Annotated in this window: 16 protein-coding genes; 12 read left to right on the top strand and 4 right to left on the bottom strand. The window is 66.7% G+C overall.

The genetic code is table 11. The annotated features are described in order from the left end of the window. Positions 1–123 precede the first annotated feature (123 nt). Complete coding sequence (locus DS843_RS09650; protein ID WP_149468660.1) at positions 124–456, bottom strand: hypothetical protein; 333 nt, start codon at positions 454–456, stop codon at positions 124–126. Between the two features lie 575 nt (positions 457–1,031). On the opposite strand from DS843_RS09650, the gene DS843_RS09645 reads away from it, so the two are divergent. Next, on the top strand, positions 1,032–1,634 hold the full coding sequence (locus DS843_RS09645; RefSeq protein ID WP_149468659.1) for a recombinase family protein: 603 nt from the start codon (positions 1,032–1,034) through the stop codon (positions 1,632–1,634). Between the two features lie 353 nt (positions 1,635–1,987). Here DS843_RS09645 and DS843_RS09640 read toward each other — a convergent pair whose 3' ends face one another. Then, positions 1,988–3,232, bottom strand: a complete 1,245-nt coding sequence (locus tag DS843_RS09640; protein WP_149468658.1) for a tyrosine-type recombinase/integrase — start codon at positions 3,230–3,232, stop codon at positions 1,988–1,990. Between the two features lie 309 nt (positions 3,233–3,541). Between DS843_RS09640 and purB the strand changes: the two genes are divergently transcribed. Then, complete coding sequence (gene purB, locus DS843_RS09635) at positions 3,542–4,837, top strand: adenylosuccinate lyase (protein WP_149468657.1); 1,296 nt, start codon at positions 3,542–3,544, stop codon at positions 4,835–4,837. 161 nt (positions 4,838–4,998) lie between these two features. On the opposite strand, the gene DS843_RS09630 is transcribed toward purB, so the two are convergent. Then, the gene (locus DS843_RS09630; RefSeq protein ID WP_149468656.1) at positions 4,999–5,319 is read right to left on the bottom strand and encodes a DUF1476 domain-containing protein; all 321 of its coding nucleotides are present in this window, start codon (positions 5,317–5,319) and stop codon (positions 4,999–5,001) included. 152 nt (positions 5,320–5,471) lie between these two features. Here DS843_RS09630 and DS843_RS09625 point away from each other — a divergent pair, with 152 nt between their 5' ends. From DS843_RS09625 to DS843_RS09605, 5 genes are all read left to right on the top strand, one after another. Then, a complete protein-coding gene (locus DS843_RS09625) occupies positions 5,472–6,248 on the top strand; it encodes an NRDE family protein (RefSeq protein WP_149468655.1) in 777 nt (258 codons plus the stop codon). 141 nt (positions 6,249–6,389) lie between these two features. Further along, a complete protein-coding gene (gene purC, locus DS843_RS09620; protein WP_014239519.1) occupies positions 6,390–7,154 on the top strand; it encodes a phosphoribosylaminoimidazolesuccinocarboxamide synthase in 765 nt (254 codons plus the stop codon). Between the two features lie 62 nt (positions 7,155–7,216). Continuing rightward, positions 7,217–7,459 (top strand): phosphoribosylformylglycinamidine synthase subunit PurS, encoded by a 243-nt coding sequence (gene purS / locus DS843_RS09615; RefSeq protein WP_149468654.1) that lies wholly within the window; start codon positions 7,217–7,219, stop codon positions 7,457–7,459. 77 nt (positions 7,460–7,536) lie between these two features. Beyond that, on the top strand, positions 7,537–8,172 hold the full coding sequence (locus tag DS843_RS09610; protein WP_149468653.1) for a DNA-3-methyladenine glycosylase family protein: 636 nt from the start codon (positions 7,537–7,539) through the stop codon (positions 8,170–8,172). Beyond that, a complete protein-coding gene (locus DS843_RS09605) occupies positions 8,169–8,858 on the top strand; it encodes an MOSC domain-containing protein (protein ID WP_149468652.1) in 690 nt (229 codons plus the stop codon). The genes DS843_RS09610 and DS843_RS09605 overlap by 4 nt, the downstream gene beginning before the upstream one ends. 4 nt (positions 8,859–8,862) lie before the next feature. On the opposite strand, the gene DS843_RS31125 is transcribed toward DS843_RS09605, so the two are convergent. Beyond that, positions 8,863–10,038, bottom strand: coding sequence for an MFS transporter (locus DS843_RS31125; protein ID WP_167525249.1), 1,176 nt, complete (start codon positions 10,036–10,038; stop codon positions 8,863–8,865). Between the two features lie 104 nt (positions 10,039–10,142). On the opposite strand from DS843_RS31125, the gene DS843_RS09595 reads away from it, so the two are divergent. From DS843_RS09595 to grxD, 5 genes are all read left to right on the top strand, one after another. Next, a complete protein-coding gene (locus tag DS843_RS09595) occupies positions 10,143–11,039 on the top strand; it encodes a LysR substrate-binding domain-containing protein (protein ID WP_149468651.1) in 897 nt (298 codons plus the stop codon). Between the two features lie 99 nt (positions 11,040–11,138). Continuing rightward, positions 11,139–11,843, top strand: coding sequence for a phosphoribosylformylglycinamidine synthase subunit PurQ (purQ, locus tag DS843_RS09590; RefSeq protein ID WP_149468650.1), 705 nt, complete (start codon positions 11,139–11,141; stop codon positions 11,841–11,843). Positions 11,844–11,875: 32 nt separating this feature from the next. Then, a complete protein-coding gene (gene purL / locus DS843_RS09585; RefSeq protein ID WP_149468679.1) occupies positions 11,876–14,056 on the top strand; it encodes a phosphoribosylformylglycinamidine synthase subunit PurL in 2,181 nt (726 codons plus the stop codon). A 193-nt stretch (positions 14,057–14,249) separates the two neighbouring features. Continuing rightward, positions 14,250–14,489: a BolA family protein gene (locus DS843_RS09580; RefSeq protein ID WP_149468649.1), complete on the top strand. Its 240-nt coding sequence runs from the start codon at positions 14,250–14,252 to the stop codon at positions 14,487–14,489. A gap of 63 nt (positions 14,490–14,552) precedes the next feature. After that, on the top strand, positions 14,553–14,894 hold the full coding sequence (grxD, locus tag DS843_RS09575) for a Grx4 family monothiol glutaredoxin (RefSeq protein ID WP_149468648.1): 342 nt from the start codon (positions 14,553–14,555) through the stop codon (positions 14,892–14,894). Positions 14,895–15,005 lie beyond the last annotated feature (111 nt).

Here is a 15,005-nt window from a genome sequence, read left to right as displayed (position 1 = left end):
CCATGCCTTCAAGTCTGGGATGAAGCCTGACGCCATCCTCCATCGCACCCTCCGCGTCCCGTGAGTCCGCGCGTAATCTCGATCATGGAACCCGGTTCGGGAAGAAGGGGGCGCTCGTAACGCTTACTGTCCATCGAAAACCAGGTAGTGCCCATAGCTGTTCGTCTCGATGGTCCATTGCCCGTCGAGTAAAAATTTAGATGCCAGGATACTGCTTCGTACGTCGGCAACGGTAGCGTAGGGGATCGCCTCGTCCCACTGGACAAACCCGCACTCGCTCTTGGCACACGGCTCGTCGTCAAGATCGATGACGCCGCCGACTTGCAACGGGTAGACCATCCCTCGGTAGACCGCCCCTGCCACCCCATCAGGACGACGGCGCACTGGACGGTCGGTGAGCGGACCATCGAGCAGTTCGCCGCTCTGCATGATGAACAGGTCGATCTTCCGGGACATGGAACCTCCAGATTTCCCGTAGACTTCCGCTGAAAAGCCGCGCAATCAATGGCGCGCCGAGAGCAAGCCTGTACTCTTCGGCGTTAGATCGCTGGCTGTAGTGTGACACTGCAACCGATGGGTAGGGCACCGTCACATGTCCGAACGGCACCATTAGCGCCGCACACTCCAGCAGGGCCGAACGAGGGATCACTACGGACAGTTCTCTTGACGCGCCGGTGCTCACACGTGAGGCGCTGGCGCAGCGCCGGTGTCGAGCGGCATGATCGCGCCGTCCAGAGCATCCAGAGCAAGATGTACGTAGCGGAGCGTCATTTGCTTGGAAGCGTGCCCAAGAGGCTTGGAGGTGGTCAGCGTCGGCCCGCCCTCGTATGACCAGCCGCAACGCCGATGGAGAAGTCGCGCAGGGCTGTACAAGAATCCCCACCATCCGAGGCTGGTTGGAACCCGCACGGATGCTGGCTCGTTTGTCCGGTTCTCCCCCAGTACAAGAACCACATGATTCCTGACGGGCTTGCCCGAACCGCCGCCGCGTGACCTCCGCATAGGGTAGGAGCAATCACACGGAGGACGGCATGAGGGTCGCCATCTACGCCCGAGTCAGTACCGACCGAAACCAAACCGTCGAGAACCAGCTTCGAGACCTCACCCAGGTCGCCCAGCACCTCGGCTGGACCATCGTCGAAGTGTTCCGGGATGAAGGCATCAGCGGAGCCAAGGGACGCGATCAGCGCCCCGGCTTCGACCGCCTCCTGAAAGGCGTGGCCCGCCGGGAGTTCGACCTGATCGCCGCGTGGAGCGTGGATCGCCTGGGCCGCTCCCTCCAGGACCTTGTCGCCTTCCTCGGCGAGATCAACGCGCGCGGCGTCGGCCTCTACCTCCACCAGCAGGGCCTGGACACCACCACCCCTGCGGGGCGTGCCATGTTCCAGATGCTGGGCATCTTCTCGGAGTTCGAGCGCGCCATGATCCAGGACCGCATCCGGGCGGGCCTCAATCGCGCCCGCGCCGAAGGGCGGCGTCTCGGACGTCCCAAGACCAGCGATGCCATCCTTGCCCGCATCCGGCGGGAACTCGACGCCGGGCATGGCATCCACAAGACCGCGAAGCTCGTTGGATGCGGCGTCGGCACGGTGCAGAAGGTGAAGAAGGAGATCGCCGCGACGCCTCTCATCTGATGCCCTTGGCATCAGATGAGAGCGTGCCGACAACCACGACGGCAGGATTCAACACAACGGCTCTGCTTCGAGGCAAACTTGACCAGCGGGCTTGTCGTACCGGATCAACATGAGGCATGTATGACCCTCCTCGGCTCCACCAACCGAAGCAGGCAGCCAACCCCTATGGTGGCTGGATGCTGGCCCAGCCGTGTAGCCCTTCGCGCTACCGCGCTGACCATGAACGCCGAATCCCCTCTTGACCGGTATGACGGGGGATCATTATTCTTCTCCTGGTTGCGGCGCGCCGTAGATACCAAGGTCGCGAGAAAGCCTTGGAATTCTAATGGCTTGGCGGTGTCGCGATGACGGTTTCAAGACGGTTCGGGAGGACGGCCTTCTAACGAACTCGTCTCTCCATTCCCTCTACAGTTGCGGTTTGCAAACCCCGCGATGGCTTCCGCAACGTTACCTGTAACTTCGCGCCGTTGGGCCTCCTGCAAATGCCAGTAATGGCGCTCGTTTACGCGAGCAGAGTTTCCGATCACCTTTCCCATCACGCTTGGACCATACCCCAGCGTTGCGCCCACGCTATTCCAACTTCGACGCAGATCATGAAGTGTGACACGATCATCACTCAACAACCCTGCATCCTTTCTGATCTGCGACCAAGCACGATCCAGGCTCATGATGTGTCCCGTCGCCGAATCCGGCGTTGGAAACAACCATTCGCATGACCTGGGCATCCTCTTCAGCAGCCGCTTCAGCGGTGCGCTGATGTGAACCTCAAGCGCCCCGTCCTTCTGATCCGTCTTGTGTTGAACAACTCTGATGATGCCACGATTGATATCCACGTTTTCCCAGCGCAGACGAAAGACCTCGGTTTTCCTAAGCGGTGAAAGCATCATGAACTCAATCGCCCAAAGCGACACGTTCTTCATGGCTCCACGGTAGCGGTGCTTTTCGATAGCTGCCCATAGACGCTCGTATTCTTCTGCGGTCAACACCCTTGACCGTCGTGGTTTGGAAACACCGACGTCGATCACAAATGGGTTACGAGCGTCACCGACAAGTTCACGCTTCTCGCCCCAGGTCCAAATCGAGCGCGCCCATGCAATCATCTTTGCGCGGAAATGCGGTCCCTGTCGCATCTTGTCGTAAGCCTGCTGGACCATTCCCCGACTCATGCTCGTAACCGGGAACTCGCCGAACCGTGGGCGGATATGCAGGCGACAATAGCGACGAACTTCTGCCAAGGAGGTTTCCTTGTGGTGCCCGTCCGCCCATTCAAGATACCTGTCGATCACCTCATTGAAGGTTCGCGCTGAGGCCAATCCGACTTTGCGGTCCCATGCTGGATCAGAGCCTTCCATGATTTTGCCCACCAAGATCTTCGCCTTGCTACGAGCTTCATCGGCCCCAATCACGCCGACCTGCCCAAGCCTGAATTCCCGCTGCTGCTTCTGTTGACCGCGATAGCGAAGGATGAATTGCGCCTTACCCGACGCATAGACCTTGACCCCGAATCCTCCGATCTCCGTATCCCAGGACCGACCGATGGGAAGTTTCTTGACAGCAGCATCGGTCAGTCTGATTTTGCGCCTCACTGGAGGAGCCATCACGATTCCTTCCCCGAAATTACCCGTTAAGCTCTTGAGATCACTGGTAAAAATTACGGTAGGCGGCACTGTGCAAGGCCAACGCGAAAAAGACGCGCTAGATCAACGCCTTAAAGCGGGGTTGAGGATGGCGCATCCTTACGCGGAGGAAGCATGCCGTCGCGATGTGGAAGAGCCACCAAATAGCCATCACCGACCGTCCTCCCGAACCGTCTTGAAACCGTCATCGCGACACCGCCAAGCCATTAGAATTCCAAGGCTTTCTCGCGACCTTGGTATCTACGGCGCGCCGCAACCAGGAGAAGAATAATGATCCCCCGCTACACCCGCCCCGAAATGGCCCGCATCTGGGAGCCGGAAAACCGGTTCCGCATCTGGTTCGAGATCGAGGCGCACGCCTGCGACGCGCAGGCGGAGCTGGGCGTCATCCCGAAGGAGGCCGCCGCCGCCGTGTGGGAGCGCGGCAAGTGGGAGATCGACCGCATCGACGAGATCGAGCGGGAGACCCGCCACGACGTCATCGCCTTCCTGACCAACCTCGCCGAGCATGTCGGGCCGGAGGCGCGCTTCGTCCACCAGGGCATGACCTCGTCGGACGTTCTGGACACCTGCCTCGCCGTGCAGATGACCCAGGCCGCCGACCTGCTGCTGGACGATCTGGACAAGCTGCTGGCCGTGCTGAAGCGCCGCGCCTACGAGCACAAGGACACCGTCACCATCGGGCGCAGCCACGGCATCCACGCCGAGCCGACGACCTTCGGCCTGAAGCTGGCCGGCCATTACGCCGCCTTCGCCCGCGGGCGGGAGCGTCTGGTCCAGGCGCGCGCCGACATCGCCACCTGCGCCATCTCGGGCGCGGTCGGCACCTTCGCCAACATCGACCCGCGGGTGGAGCAGCACGTCGCCGCCAAGATGGGGCTGACGCCGGAGCCGGTGTCCACCCAGGTCATCCCGCGCGACCGTCACGCCTTCTATTTCTCGGTGCTGGGCGTCATCGCGTCCTCCATCGAGAATCTGGCCGTGGAGATCCGCCACCTCCAGCGCACCGAGGTGCGCGAGGCGGAGGAGTATTTCCATCCGGGCCAGAAGGGCTCCTCGGCCATGCCGCACAAGCGCAACCCGGTGCTGTCGGAGAACCTGACCGGTCTGGCGCGCATCGTGCGGGCCGCCGTCGTCCCGGCGCTGGAGAACGTCGCCCTGTGGCACGAGCGCGACATCTCCCACAGCTCGGTCGAGCGCATGTTCGGCCCCGACGCCACGGTGACGCTGGACTTCGCGCTGGGCCGCCTGACCGGCATGATGGACAAGCTGGTTGTCTATCCGGAGCGCATGCAGAAGAACCTGGACGACCTGGGCGGCCTGGTCTTCTCGCAGCGCGTCCTGCTGGCCCTGACCCAGGCCGGGATGAGCCGCGAGGACAGCTACAAGGCGGTGCAGCGCAACGCCATGCAGGTGTGGGAGAACGGCGGCAACTTCCTCGACCTGCTGTCGTCCGACGCCGACGTGGCGAAGCACATCTCCCGCGAGACGCTGGCCCCGATGTTCGACATGACCTACCACACGAAGCACGTCGACACGGTGTTCAAGCGCGTGTTCGGGGAGTGAGGGATTGGGGGCTTCGCTGATCCTCGGAGCCCCCACCCTTCCCACGGCTTCGCCGCGGGTCCCTGACCCTCCCCCGCCTTAGGCAAGGGAGGGATTAGTTCCCTCCCCTGCGAAGCGGGGGAGGGTCAGGGAGGGGGCAATACCCTTCCCACGCGACAACCTTACTCCGCATGCACCTGCCGGCGGGCGACCTCCAGCAGTTGAGCCAGTTCCTTCTCCACCCGGTGGTCGGAAATGTCCACGCCCTTGGCATGCAGGTCGGCGGCCAGCCGGTCGCGGATGTCGTGCGGACCGGTGGCCGAAATGTCGGCGTCGATGATCTGGCGGACATAGGCGTCGGCCTCGCCCCCGGTCAGGCCCAGCAGACCCGCGGCCCACAGCCCCGCCAGCCGGTCGCGGCGTGCGCGAATCCTGAAGAGCAGGTCCTGGTCGTGCTGGAACTTGTTCTCGAAGGCCCTCTCGCGCTCGTCGAAGGTCGTCATGGGACCCGGCTCCTTGGAATGGTTTTGCGCTCCCAGATACAAGACTATATAGCCGGTGGAACGGGCGTCGTCATCGCCCCCACCCTCCGGCCAATCGGCGAATCCGGCGTGCGGCGACATACCCAAGAGGGAAGCGGAAGGCAAGATTCCCCATGTGCAGCGTGATCCTCCTGCGACGACCGGACGCAACATGGCCCCTGATCCTGGGCGCCAACCGCGACGAGATGGCCGGGCGCCCCTGGAAGGCTCCGGCGCGCCACTGGCCCGACCGTCCCAACGTGGTCGCCGGGCTGGACGAGCTGGCCGGCGGCTCCTGGCTGGGGATGAACGACGAAGGCGTGGTCGCCGCCGTCCTGAACCGCATGGGCACGCTGGGGCCGGAGGCCGGCAAGCGGTCGCGCGGCGAACTGGTGCTCGACGCGCTGGATTTCGCCGACGCGGCGGAGGCGGCCCTGGCCATGGCGCAGCTCGACACGCGGGCCTACCGCCCCTTCAACCTGCTGATCGCCGACAACCGCGACGCCCGGCTGCTGGTGCACCGCGGCCCCTCCCCGCGCAACCGTCCGGAGGTGATCGAGATTCCCGCCGGCGTGCACATGATCACCGCCAGCGATCTGGACGATGTGGAGGAGGACCCCCGGCAGGCCCAGTATCTCCCCCTCTTCCGCCACGCCGCGCCGCCCGATCCTGAGAACGGCGGAGCCGGAAGCCCGTGGGGCGGCTGGCCGGACCTGCTGGCGAGCCGAATCTGGGACGGCGGGCGGGGGGAGCGCGGGGCGATGAACTTCCTGCTGCCGACCGGATTCGGCACGGTGTCCAGCGCGCTGATCGCCCTGCCCGCCGTGGAAAGGCCGGATCTGGACCCCGTCTGGCACTTCGCCGCGGGCCGCCCCCACGAGACGCCGTGGGAACCGGTCGCGTTGGGCTGAGGCTGTGGCCGAGGCCGAGGCTGTGAGTGCATGGCCGGCCCCGCGCATTGTGTTCCCAGGGCCAGCTTGCTATATCACTCGTGCATATCCCCTGGACCGGTCACCCGCCGGCCCAGGCTACACGTTTTTGGACGATCTCTCATGACACGACGTCGGCGCATCTACGAAGGCAAGGCGAAGGTCCTGTTCGAAGGTCCGGAGCCGGGCACGCTGGTGCAGTACTTCAAGGACGACGCGACCGCCTTCAACAACCAGAAGAAGGGCATCATCACCGGCAAGGGGGTGCTGAACAACCGCATCTCCGAATACCTGATGAGCCGTTTGTCGGAAATCGGCGTGCCGACGCATTTCGTGCGCCGCCTGAACATGCGCGAGCAACTGGTTCGCGAGGTCGAGATCATCCCCATCGAGCTGGTCGTGCGCAACACCGCCGCCGGTTCGCTGTCCAAGCGCTTCGGCATCCCGGAGGGGACTCCGCTGCCGCGCTCGATCATCGAGTATTATTACAAGTCCGACGAGCTGAACAATCCCATGGTCACGGAGGAGCACATCACGGCCTTCGGCTGGGCGGCTCCGCAGGACCTCGACGACATGGTGGCGCTCAGCTTGCGCGTGAACGACTACCTGTCGGGCCTCTTCCTCGGCATCGGCCTGCGGCTGGTGGACTTCAAGCTGGAGTTCGGCCGGCTGTGGGAGAACGAGGAGATGCGCATCGTCCTGGCCGACGAGATCAGCCCCGACAATTGCCGCCTGTGGGACATCAAGACCAACGAGAAGCTGGACAAGGACCGCTTCCGCCAGGACCTCGGCCAGGTCGAGGAAGCCTACCAGGAGGTTGCCCGGCGCCTCGGCATCCTGCCCGAAGGCGGCCCGGTGGACGTCAAGGGTCCCAAGACCGTCCAATAGGAAGTCGGTTCAGTAACCCCTTATCCCCCACCCATCAGCACCATCAAACGAGCGGACATCCGATGAAGGCGAAGGTTCACGTCACCCTCAAGCGCGGCGTTCTCGACCCCCAGGGCAAGGCCATCGCGCACGCGCTGCACACGCTGGGCTTCGACGGCGTCGAGGACGTCCGCGCCGGCAAGGTCATCGAGCTTCAGCTCAAGAGCAGCGACGAGGCCGCCGCCCGCAAGGAGGTCGAGGCCATGTGCACCAAGCTGCTGGCCAACACCGTGATCGAAGACTACGCGATCGAGCTGGTGGCCTGAGGCTTCCTCCGCTCAATCCTGCCTGTCGGAAAATGGGGGATGCGCAACCGCCGCGCATCCCCCATTTTCGTTCCACCATGTCCATCGACCATCTCTCCGCGCTCGATCCCATCTTCGCCGAGTCCCTGCGCGTCGGCGGTCCGACGGTGCGCGACTTCCGCCGCCCGGACGGCTTTTCCGGCCTGCTCTGCCTGATCATCGAACAGCAGTTGTCCACCAAGGTCGCCGCGGCGCTGTGGGCGAAGCTCCAGGCCATGGTGGGGGTGGTGAATCCCGACGCCATCCTGGCCCTGCCGGACGACGACCTGCGCGCCTGCGGCCTGTCGCGCCAGAAGATCGGCTACGCCCGCGGGCTGGCCCAGACCGTCGCGGACGGGCGGCTGGACTTCGACGCCATTCACCGGATGGACGACGAGGAGGCCATCGCGGCCCTGATCGCGCTGAAGGGCATCGGGCGCTGGACCGCCGAAATCTACCTGATGATGGCGCTCGGGCGGCCGGACATCTGGCCGGTGGGCGACCTTGCCATCCAACTGGGCGTGCAGCGGCTGAAGGGCTGGCCGGAGAAGCCGACCCAGGCGCAGCTCATGGCCGTCGCCGAACCCTGGCGCCCGCACCGCAGCCTCGCCGCGCAGCTCGTCTGGCACCATTACGTGGCCTTGCAGGAGCAGGCCAGAGAGACGAAGACGCCCAGGAGAAAGACGACACCGTGACCGAAACCACCATCACCGCCGTCCTCGTCGGCAAGGTCGCCGCCTTCGGTCCGCCGGGGCGCACCAGCGCCATCGCCAAGTCCCCGGTGGACGGCCCCCGTCCGGTCGGCCCCGAAGGCTTCCTGGAGGACGAGCAGGCGGACCGCCGCGTCCATGGCGGGCCGGACAAGGCCATCCACCACTATCCCCTGGACCACCACACGGCGTGGCGGGACGAGTTGGGCGGAGACGTGCCGCTGCTCGGCCAGCCCGGCGCCTTCGGCGAGAACATCGCCACTCTGGGCCTGACCGAGTCGGACGTCTGCGTCGGCGACCGCTTCCGCGCCGGCACCGCCCTGCTGGAGGTCGCCCAGGCCCGCCAGCCCTGCTGGAAGCTGAACCACCGCTTCGCCGTGCCCGACATGGCCAAGCGCGTCCAGACCACCGGGCGCACCGGCTGGTACTATCGCGTGCCGGAACCCGGCGTGATCGGCCCCGGCGACCGGCTGTCCCTGGTGGAGCGCCCCTACCCGCAATGGACGCTCGCCCGGCTGCTGCACGTCCTCTATGTGGACACGCTGAACCGTGACGCGCTGGCCGAGATGGCCTCCCTGCCCGTGCTGGCACAGACCTGGCGCACCCTGGCCGAGCGCCGGCTGGCGCAGGGCGTGGAGGACTGGAACAAGCGGCTGAACGGCGGCGATTGACGACTCAGCGGCGGCTGGTGGCCCACAGCACGCCCGCCGCCCCCACCGCCACGAGCGCGAGCACCGCCGACAGCAGAAGCGCCGCCGTCTCCCCCGCCCGCTCGATGATGACCGCGTAGCCCATCGGCGCCAGGGCGGCGGCGTAGAAGCTGGGCACCAGCAGCCGCCCGACGGTCCGGCCGTAGCTCTGCGGGTCGAACAGCACCAGCGGCAGCGTGCCGCGCACGATGGTCGACAGCCCGGCGCCCGCTCCGAACAGCAGGGAGAAGGCGACGCCCGCAGCCACCGCGTCCCCGCTCCACAACCCGATCAGGAAGCCGGGCACCGGCAGGCCGCAGGCGATCAGCGCCAGGGAAGCGGGGTGCAGGCGGGAGCCGGACAGCAGCTCGCACAGCCGGGCCGAGGACTGGCCGACTCCGCGGACCGTGGAAATCCACACCGCCGCCGCGGGCGCCGCCCCCAGCCCCACCAGGATGCCGATCATGTGCGCCGACATGGCCGATGTCAGCACCCCCACCACCGTGGTCATCACCATGTAGAACACGGGCGCCACCCAGCGCCGCCGCCCCGGGTCCGCCGCCCCGGAGGGCTCCGTTCCAGCGGGCGCCGGCGGACGCACATAGCGGTCGGACGGAATGGCGGCGTGCAGCGGGATGGTCAGCAGCGCGATGACGGCGTAGGCGACCAGCGCGCCACGCCAGCCCCAGGCGTCGGCCATCGCCTGCCCCACCGGCCACAGGACCGTGGAGGCCAGCCCGCCCAGCAGCGTGATCTGCGAGATCGGCACCCGCGCCAGCGGGCCGCCCAGCCGGGCCAGGGCGGCGAAGGCCGCCTCGTACAGGCTCGCCCGCATGGCCAGCCCCAGCACCAGCCAGGAGGCGTAATAGCTCACCAGCCCCGTGGAGGACGCCAGCCCCAGGCATCCCGCCGCCGTCAGCAGCGAGCCGACGACCATCACCGGGCGCCCGCCCCAGCGGTCGATGGCCCGCCCGACGCTGCCCGACACCACCCCCATGACCAGCAGCGCCGCCGTGAAACCGCCGAAGGCGACCGGCAGGCTCAGCCCCAGATCGGCGGCCATGGGGTTTCCGAAAATGGCGATCAGGTAATAGGAAATCCCCCAGCACAGGAGCTGCGAGACGCCGAGGAACCAGACCAGCCGGCGGGTGATGTGCGACATGGGGGACCGGGAAGACAACGCGGGAACCGGCGCCACCCTAGCCAGCGTCCCCATGCGCGGACAAACGACTTGTCTTCCGCCGATTGGTGAGAAAAACTCAACCGATGTCCACCCGCTTTCCGCCGTTGAACGCCCTGCGGGCCTTCGTCGCCGCCGCCCGCCATTCCAGCTTCCGCCTCGCCGCGGAGGAGCTGAACGTCACCCCCGGCGCGGTCAGCCGCCAGATCCGCAGCCTGGAACTCTTCCTCGGCATCTCCCTGTTCGACCGCAGCCAGCGGCAGGTCCGGCTGACCGAGGCCGGCGCGCGCTACTTCACGCGCATCGCCGACCTGTTCACCGAAATCCAGCAGGCGACCGACACGCTTCTCGACGGCGACGGGCGGCGGACGCTTCGGGTGGACTGCATCCCGACCTTCGCCATGCACTGGCTGCTGCCGCGCCTGCCCCTGTTCCAGCAGCGCTTCCCGGAGCTGGCGGTGTCGCTGTCCACCGCCCCCGGCCCCATCGACACCAGCCGCCCCTTTGACTACGCGATCCGCCGCGACCCCGCCCATTTCGCCGGGCTGAAGCCGCTGCCTCTGATGCGCGAGCGTTGCGTGCCGGTGTGCAGCCCGTCGCTGCCGGGGCTGGAGACGCTGCGCAGCCCCGCCGACCTGACCCGCCGGACGGTCATCACCATCCGCGCCCGCGCCGACCTGCTGCCGGCCTGGAGCACCGCGCACGGGCTGGAGCTGGACGCCTTCCGCAGCCGGATGGAGGTCGATCACACCTACTTCGCCATCCAGGCGGCGGAGGACGGGCTGGGAGTCGCCATCGTGCCGCGGCTGTTCGTGGAACGCCCGCTGGACACCGGACGGCTGACCGCCCCGCTGGGGGCCGAGGGGGTGGTGTCCGGCCACTATTACCTGCTGGAAAGCCGCCAGCGCGGCCACACCGAGGCGCCCGCCTTCCCCGACTGGCTGCGCGAACAGGCTGCCGGAGCGCCGACGCAGGGCCGATAAGGGAGAAACTGGGGGTCCTTGCCCTTGCTTTGCCGGGGCGGGGCCTTTAGTGTCCGGCCTCGAACCGTTCCCCCCACGACGCCGGATTTTCCAAGCCCCATGAAGGCCGCCGTCATCGTTTTCCCCGGCTCCAACCGCGAACGCGACGCCGTCGCCGCGCTGGAGGCCGCCAGCGGAACCAAGCCGCATCTGGTCTGGCACCGCGACACCGAACTGCCCAAGGTCGATCTCATCCTCGTGCCGGGCGGCTTCTCCTATGGCGACTATCTGCGCTCCGGCGCCATGGCGGCGCACTCGCCGATCATGCGCGAGGTCAAGGCGCGGGCCGATCAGGGCGTGCGGGTGCTCGGCATCTGCAACGGCTTCCAGATCATCACCGAGGCGGGTCTGCTGCCCGGCGCGCTGATGCGCAACGCCAAGCTGAAGTTCATCTGCCGCACCGTGCATCTGCGGGTGGAGAACACGGACAGCCCCTTCACGGCCAAGTACCGCAAGGGCCAAATCGTCCGCTATCCCGTGGCGCACGGCGACGGCAATTACTGGACCGACGCGGAGACGGTGAAGCGGCTGGACGGCGAGGGCCAGGTGGCCTTCCGCTACGTCAGCGGCGAAGGCAGCGCCGACCCGCGCTGGAATCCGAACGACTGGAACCCGAACGGTTCGCTGGACAACATCGCCGGCATCTTCAACGCCAAGCGCACCGTGCTCGGCCTGATGCCGCACCCCGAGGACGCGGTGTCCGCCTTCCACGGCAACACCGACGGCAAGCCCATGTTCGACGGTCTGGTGGAGGCCCTGTCGTGACCACCGCGCAGCAGCCCGAAGTCTCCCTGGAGATGGCCCGCGAGTTCGGCCTGTCCGAAGGGGAATACAACAGCGCCCTGGAGATCCTGGGACGCAAGCCGACCTACACGGAACTGGGCATCATCTCGGTGATGTGGTCGGAGCATTGCTCCTACAAGTCGTCGAAGAAGTGGCTGATGACGCTGCCGACCACCGGCCCGCAGGTCATCTGCGGCCCCGGCGAGAACGCCGGCGTGGTCGATGCCGGCGACGGCGACGCCATCATCTTCAAGATGGAGAGCCACAACCACCCGTCCTACATCGAGCCCTTCCAGGGCGCGGCGACGGGCGTGGGCGGCATCCTGCGCGACGTGTTCACCATGGGCGCCCGGCCCATCGCGAACATGAACGCGCTGCGCTTCGGCGCGCCCGACCACCCCAAGACCCGCCATCTGGTGTCGGGCGTGGTGGCCGGCATCGCCCATTACGGCAACTGCGTCGGCGTGCCGACCATCGGCGGCGAGACCAACTTCCACCCGGCCTACAACGGCAACATCCTGGTCAACGCGATGACCGTGGGCGTCGCCAAGGCCGACCGGATCTTCTATTCCGCCGCCGCGGGCGTCGGCAATCCGGTGGTCTATGTCGGCTCCAAGACGGGCCGCGACGGCATCCACGGCGCCACCATGGCGTCCGCCGAGTTCAGCGAGGATTCGGAGGAGAAGCGCCCGACCGTGCAGGTCGGCGACCCCTTCACCGAGAAGCTGCTGATCGAAGCCTGCCTGGAGCTGATGGAGACGGACGCCATCGTCGCCATCCAGGACATGGGCGCCGCGGGCCTGACCTCCTCCTCGGTCGAGATGGCCGGCAAGGGCGGGCTCGGCATCGAGCTGGTGCTCGACGACGTGCCGATGCGCGAGGAGGGGATGACCCCCTACGAGATCATGCTCTCCGAAAGCCAGGAGCGCATGCTGATCATCCTGAAGCCCGGCCGCGAGGAGGTCGCCAAGGCGATCTTCGACAAGTGGGAGCTGGACTTCGCCGTGATCGGCACGCTGACCGACACCGGCAAGCTGGTCATCAAGATGCACGGCCAGACCTGGTGCGACATGCCGATCGCGCCGGTCTCCAACGCCTCGCCGCTCTATGACCGCCCGTGGGAGCCGACCCCGCCCGCCGCGGAACTGGAGGACGCCGTGCGCGCCCTTCCGGCGGACAGGACGCTGGGCGACATCCTGGAAACAATCATGTCCTGCCCCGATCAGGCGTCCAAGCGCTGGATCTGGGAGCAGTATGACAGCCTCGTGAACGGCGACACCCGCTTCATGTCCGGTCAGGCCGACGCGGGCGTGGTGCGTCTGCCCGGCCAGACCAAGGGCATCGCCGTCACCACCGACTGCACCCCGCGCTACTGCCTCGCCGACCCGGTGCGCGGCGGCGCCCAGGCGGTGGCCGAGGCGTACCGCAACCTGTCCGCCGTCGGCGCCCTGCCGCTGGCCGTCACCGACAACATGAACTTCGGCAACCCCGAGAAGCCGCGGATCATGGGCCAGTTCGTCGGCGCCATCCAGGGCATGGCCGACGCCTGCCGCGCGCTGGACTTCCCGGTCGTGTCGGGCAACGTGTCGCTCTACAACGAGACCAACGGCGAGGCGATCCTGCCGACCCCGGCCATCGGCGCCGTCGGCCTGCTGCCCGACGCCATGATCGCGGTCGGCATCGCCTTCCGGAACGAGGGCGACACGATCCTTCTGGTGGGCGAAACCAAGGGCCATCTCGGCCAGTCGCTCTACCTGCGGGAAATCCTGGGCCGCGAGGAAGGCCCGCCGCCGCCGGTCGATCTGGCGGTGGAGCGCCGCAACGGCGAGTTCGTGCGCGGCCTGATCGCCGAGGGTCTGGTGGTGTCGAGCCACGACATCCAGGACGGCGGCCTGCTGGTCACCGTCGCCGAGATGGCCATGGCCGGCGGCATCGGCGCCAACCTGTCGGGCCTCGACGGCGCCGACGCGGGCGTTCTGTTCGGCGAGGACCAGGGCCGCTACGTCCTGGCCGTCCGTCCGGAGAAGGCCGCGGCGGTGCAGGAGAAGGCGAAGGCCGCCGGCGTGCCGGTGAGCGTGCTCGGCAAGACCAACGGCACGGCCCTGACCGGCCGTGGCGGCGAGGCGATCACCATCGACCGGCTGAAGAAGGCCAACGAGGCGTGGCTGCCGGGTTACATGGCCGCCGCCGAGTGATCGGACGCGGTTGAGAAACGGAAGGCCGGGCGGCGGAAGCGTCGCCCGGCTTTTTCGTTTTGCGGCGGAGTCTTGCCCCCAACCCTTCGCACCGCGGAATGTCGTCGCTTCTCCGATGACAAACCTCGCCGCCCCGCCTAATTATACCGGCGAGGCCCGCAAGGGCATGGTGAGACGGAACGGGATGACGGCCATGGCGATGGAAGCCGCGGTGATCGAAAAGCTGATCAAGGAAGGCATTCCGGACGCGACGGTGGAGATCGCCGACCTGCGCGGCGACGGCGACCATTACGCCGCGCTGGTCACGTCGGCGGCCTTCAAGGGAAAGTCCCGCGTGCAGCAGCATCAGATGGTCTATGCCGCGCTTCAGGGTAAGATGGGCGGCGAACTGCACGCGCTGGCCCTGACGACCGCCGTGCCGGAAGGCGCGTGAGACGGCACACCAGCCAAGACACCCAAGCGAAGACACGATTACATCGGAAGAAGGTCGAGAGACATGGTTGACCAGAACGTCAAGGACCGCATCGAGCAGGACATCAAGGGCAACGATGTCGTGCTGTACATGAAGGGCACGCCCGTCTTCCCGCAGTGCGGCTTCTCCGCCGCCGTCGTCCAGGTGCTCAGCACCGTCGGCGTGAAGTTCAAGGGGGTGAACATCCTGGAGGACCCGGGCCTGCGCCAGGGGCTGAAGGACTATTCGAACTGGCCGACCTTCCCGCAGCTCTACGTGAAAGGCGAACTGGTCGGCGGCTGCGACATCGTGCGCGAGATGTACGAGTCGGGCGAGTTGCAGACCCTGCTGACCGACAAGGGTGTCGCGACGGGCGCCAACGCCTGACCCGCCGATCCCGTCAAGGCAGCGAAAAGGGCTCCGCCACCGCGGGGCCCTTTTCCTTTGGCGGAACCGCCGCCGCGCACTGCCTGTTTCCGTTGACGACGATTTCGCGGA

The organism is Roseomonas genomospecies 6 (genome assembly GCF_008365375.1).
In the GTDB taxonomy this organism is placed as follows: domain Bacteria; phylum Pseudomonadota; class Alphaproteobacteria; order Azospirillales; family Azospirillaceae; genus Azospirillum.
Note: the sequence above shows the minus strand (reverse complement) of the source record. Positions and strands in the feature narration are given on the sequence as shown.

Coding starts and splice junctions, on each gene's coding strand:
- DS843_RS09580 (WP_149468649.1), top strand. CDS start 14,250: ATGGCGATGGAAGCCGCGGTGATCGAAAAGCTGATCAAGGAAGGCATT.
- DS843_RS09630 (WP_149468656.1), bottom strand. CDS start 5,319: ATGACGACCTTCGACGAGCGCGAGAGGGCCTTCGAGAACAAGTTCCAG.
- DS843_RS09610 (WP_149468653.1), top strand. CDS start 7,537: ATGTCCATCGACCATCTCTCCGCGCTCGATCCCATCTTCGCCGAGTCC.
- purS (WP_149468654.1), top strand. CDS start 7,217: ATGAAGGCGAAGGTTCACGTCACCCTCAAGCGCGGCGTTCTCGACCCC.
- DS843_RS09645 (WP_149468659.1), top strand. CDS start 1,032: ATGAGGGTCGCCATCTACGCCCGAGTCAGTACCGACCGAAACCAAACC.
- DS843_RS09650 (WP_149468660.1), bottom strand. CDS start 456: ATGTCCCGGAAGATCGACCTGTTCATCATGCAGAGCGGCGAACTGCTC.
- purC (WP_014239519.1), top strand. CDS start 6,390: ATGACACGACGTCGGCGCATCTACGAAGGCAAGGCGAAGGTCCTGTTC.
- DS843_RS09595 (WP_149468651.1), top strand. CDS start 10,143: ATGTCCACCCGCTTTCCGCCGTTGAACGCCCTGCGGGCCTTCGTCGCC.
- purB (WP_149468657.1), top strand. CDS start 3,542: ATGATCCCCCGCTACACCCGCCCCGAAATGGCCCGCATCTGGGAGCCG.
- grxD (WP_149468648.1), top strand. CDS start 14,553: ATGGTTGACCAGAACGTCAAGGACCGCATCGAGCAGGACATCAAGGGC.
- purL (WP_149468679.1), top strand. CDS start 11,876: ATGGCCCGCGAGTTCGGCCTGTCCGAAGGGGAATACAACAGCGCCCTG.
- purQ (WP_149468650.1), top strand. CDS start 11,139: ATGAAGGCCGCCGTCATCGTTTTCCCCGGCTCCAACCGCGAACGCGAC.
- DS843_RS09640 (WP_149468658.1), bottom strand. CDS start 3,232: ATGGCTCCTCCAGTGAGGCGCAAAATCAGACTGACCGATGCTGCTGTC.
- DS843_RS31125 (WP_167525249.1), bottom strand. CDS start 10,038: ATGTCGCACATCACCCGCCGGCTGGTCTGGTTCCTCGGCGTCTCGCAG.
- DS843_RS09625 (WP_149468655.1), top strand. CDS start 5,472: ATGTGCAGCGTGATCCTCCTGCGACGACCGGACGCAACATGGCCCCTG.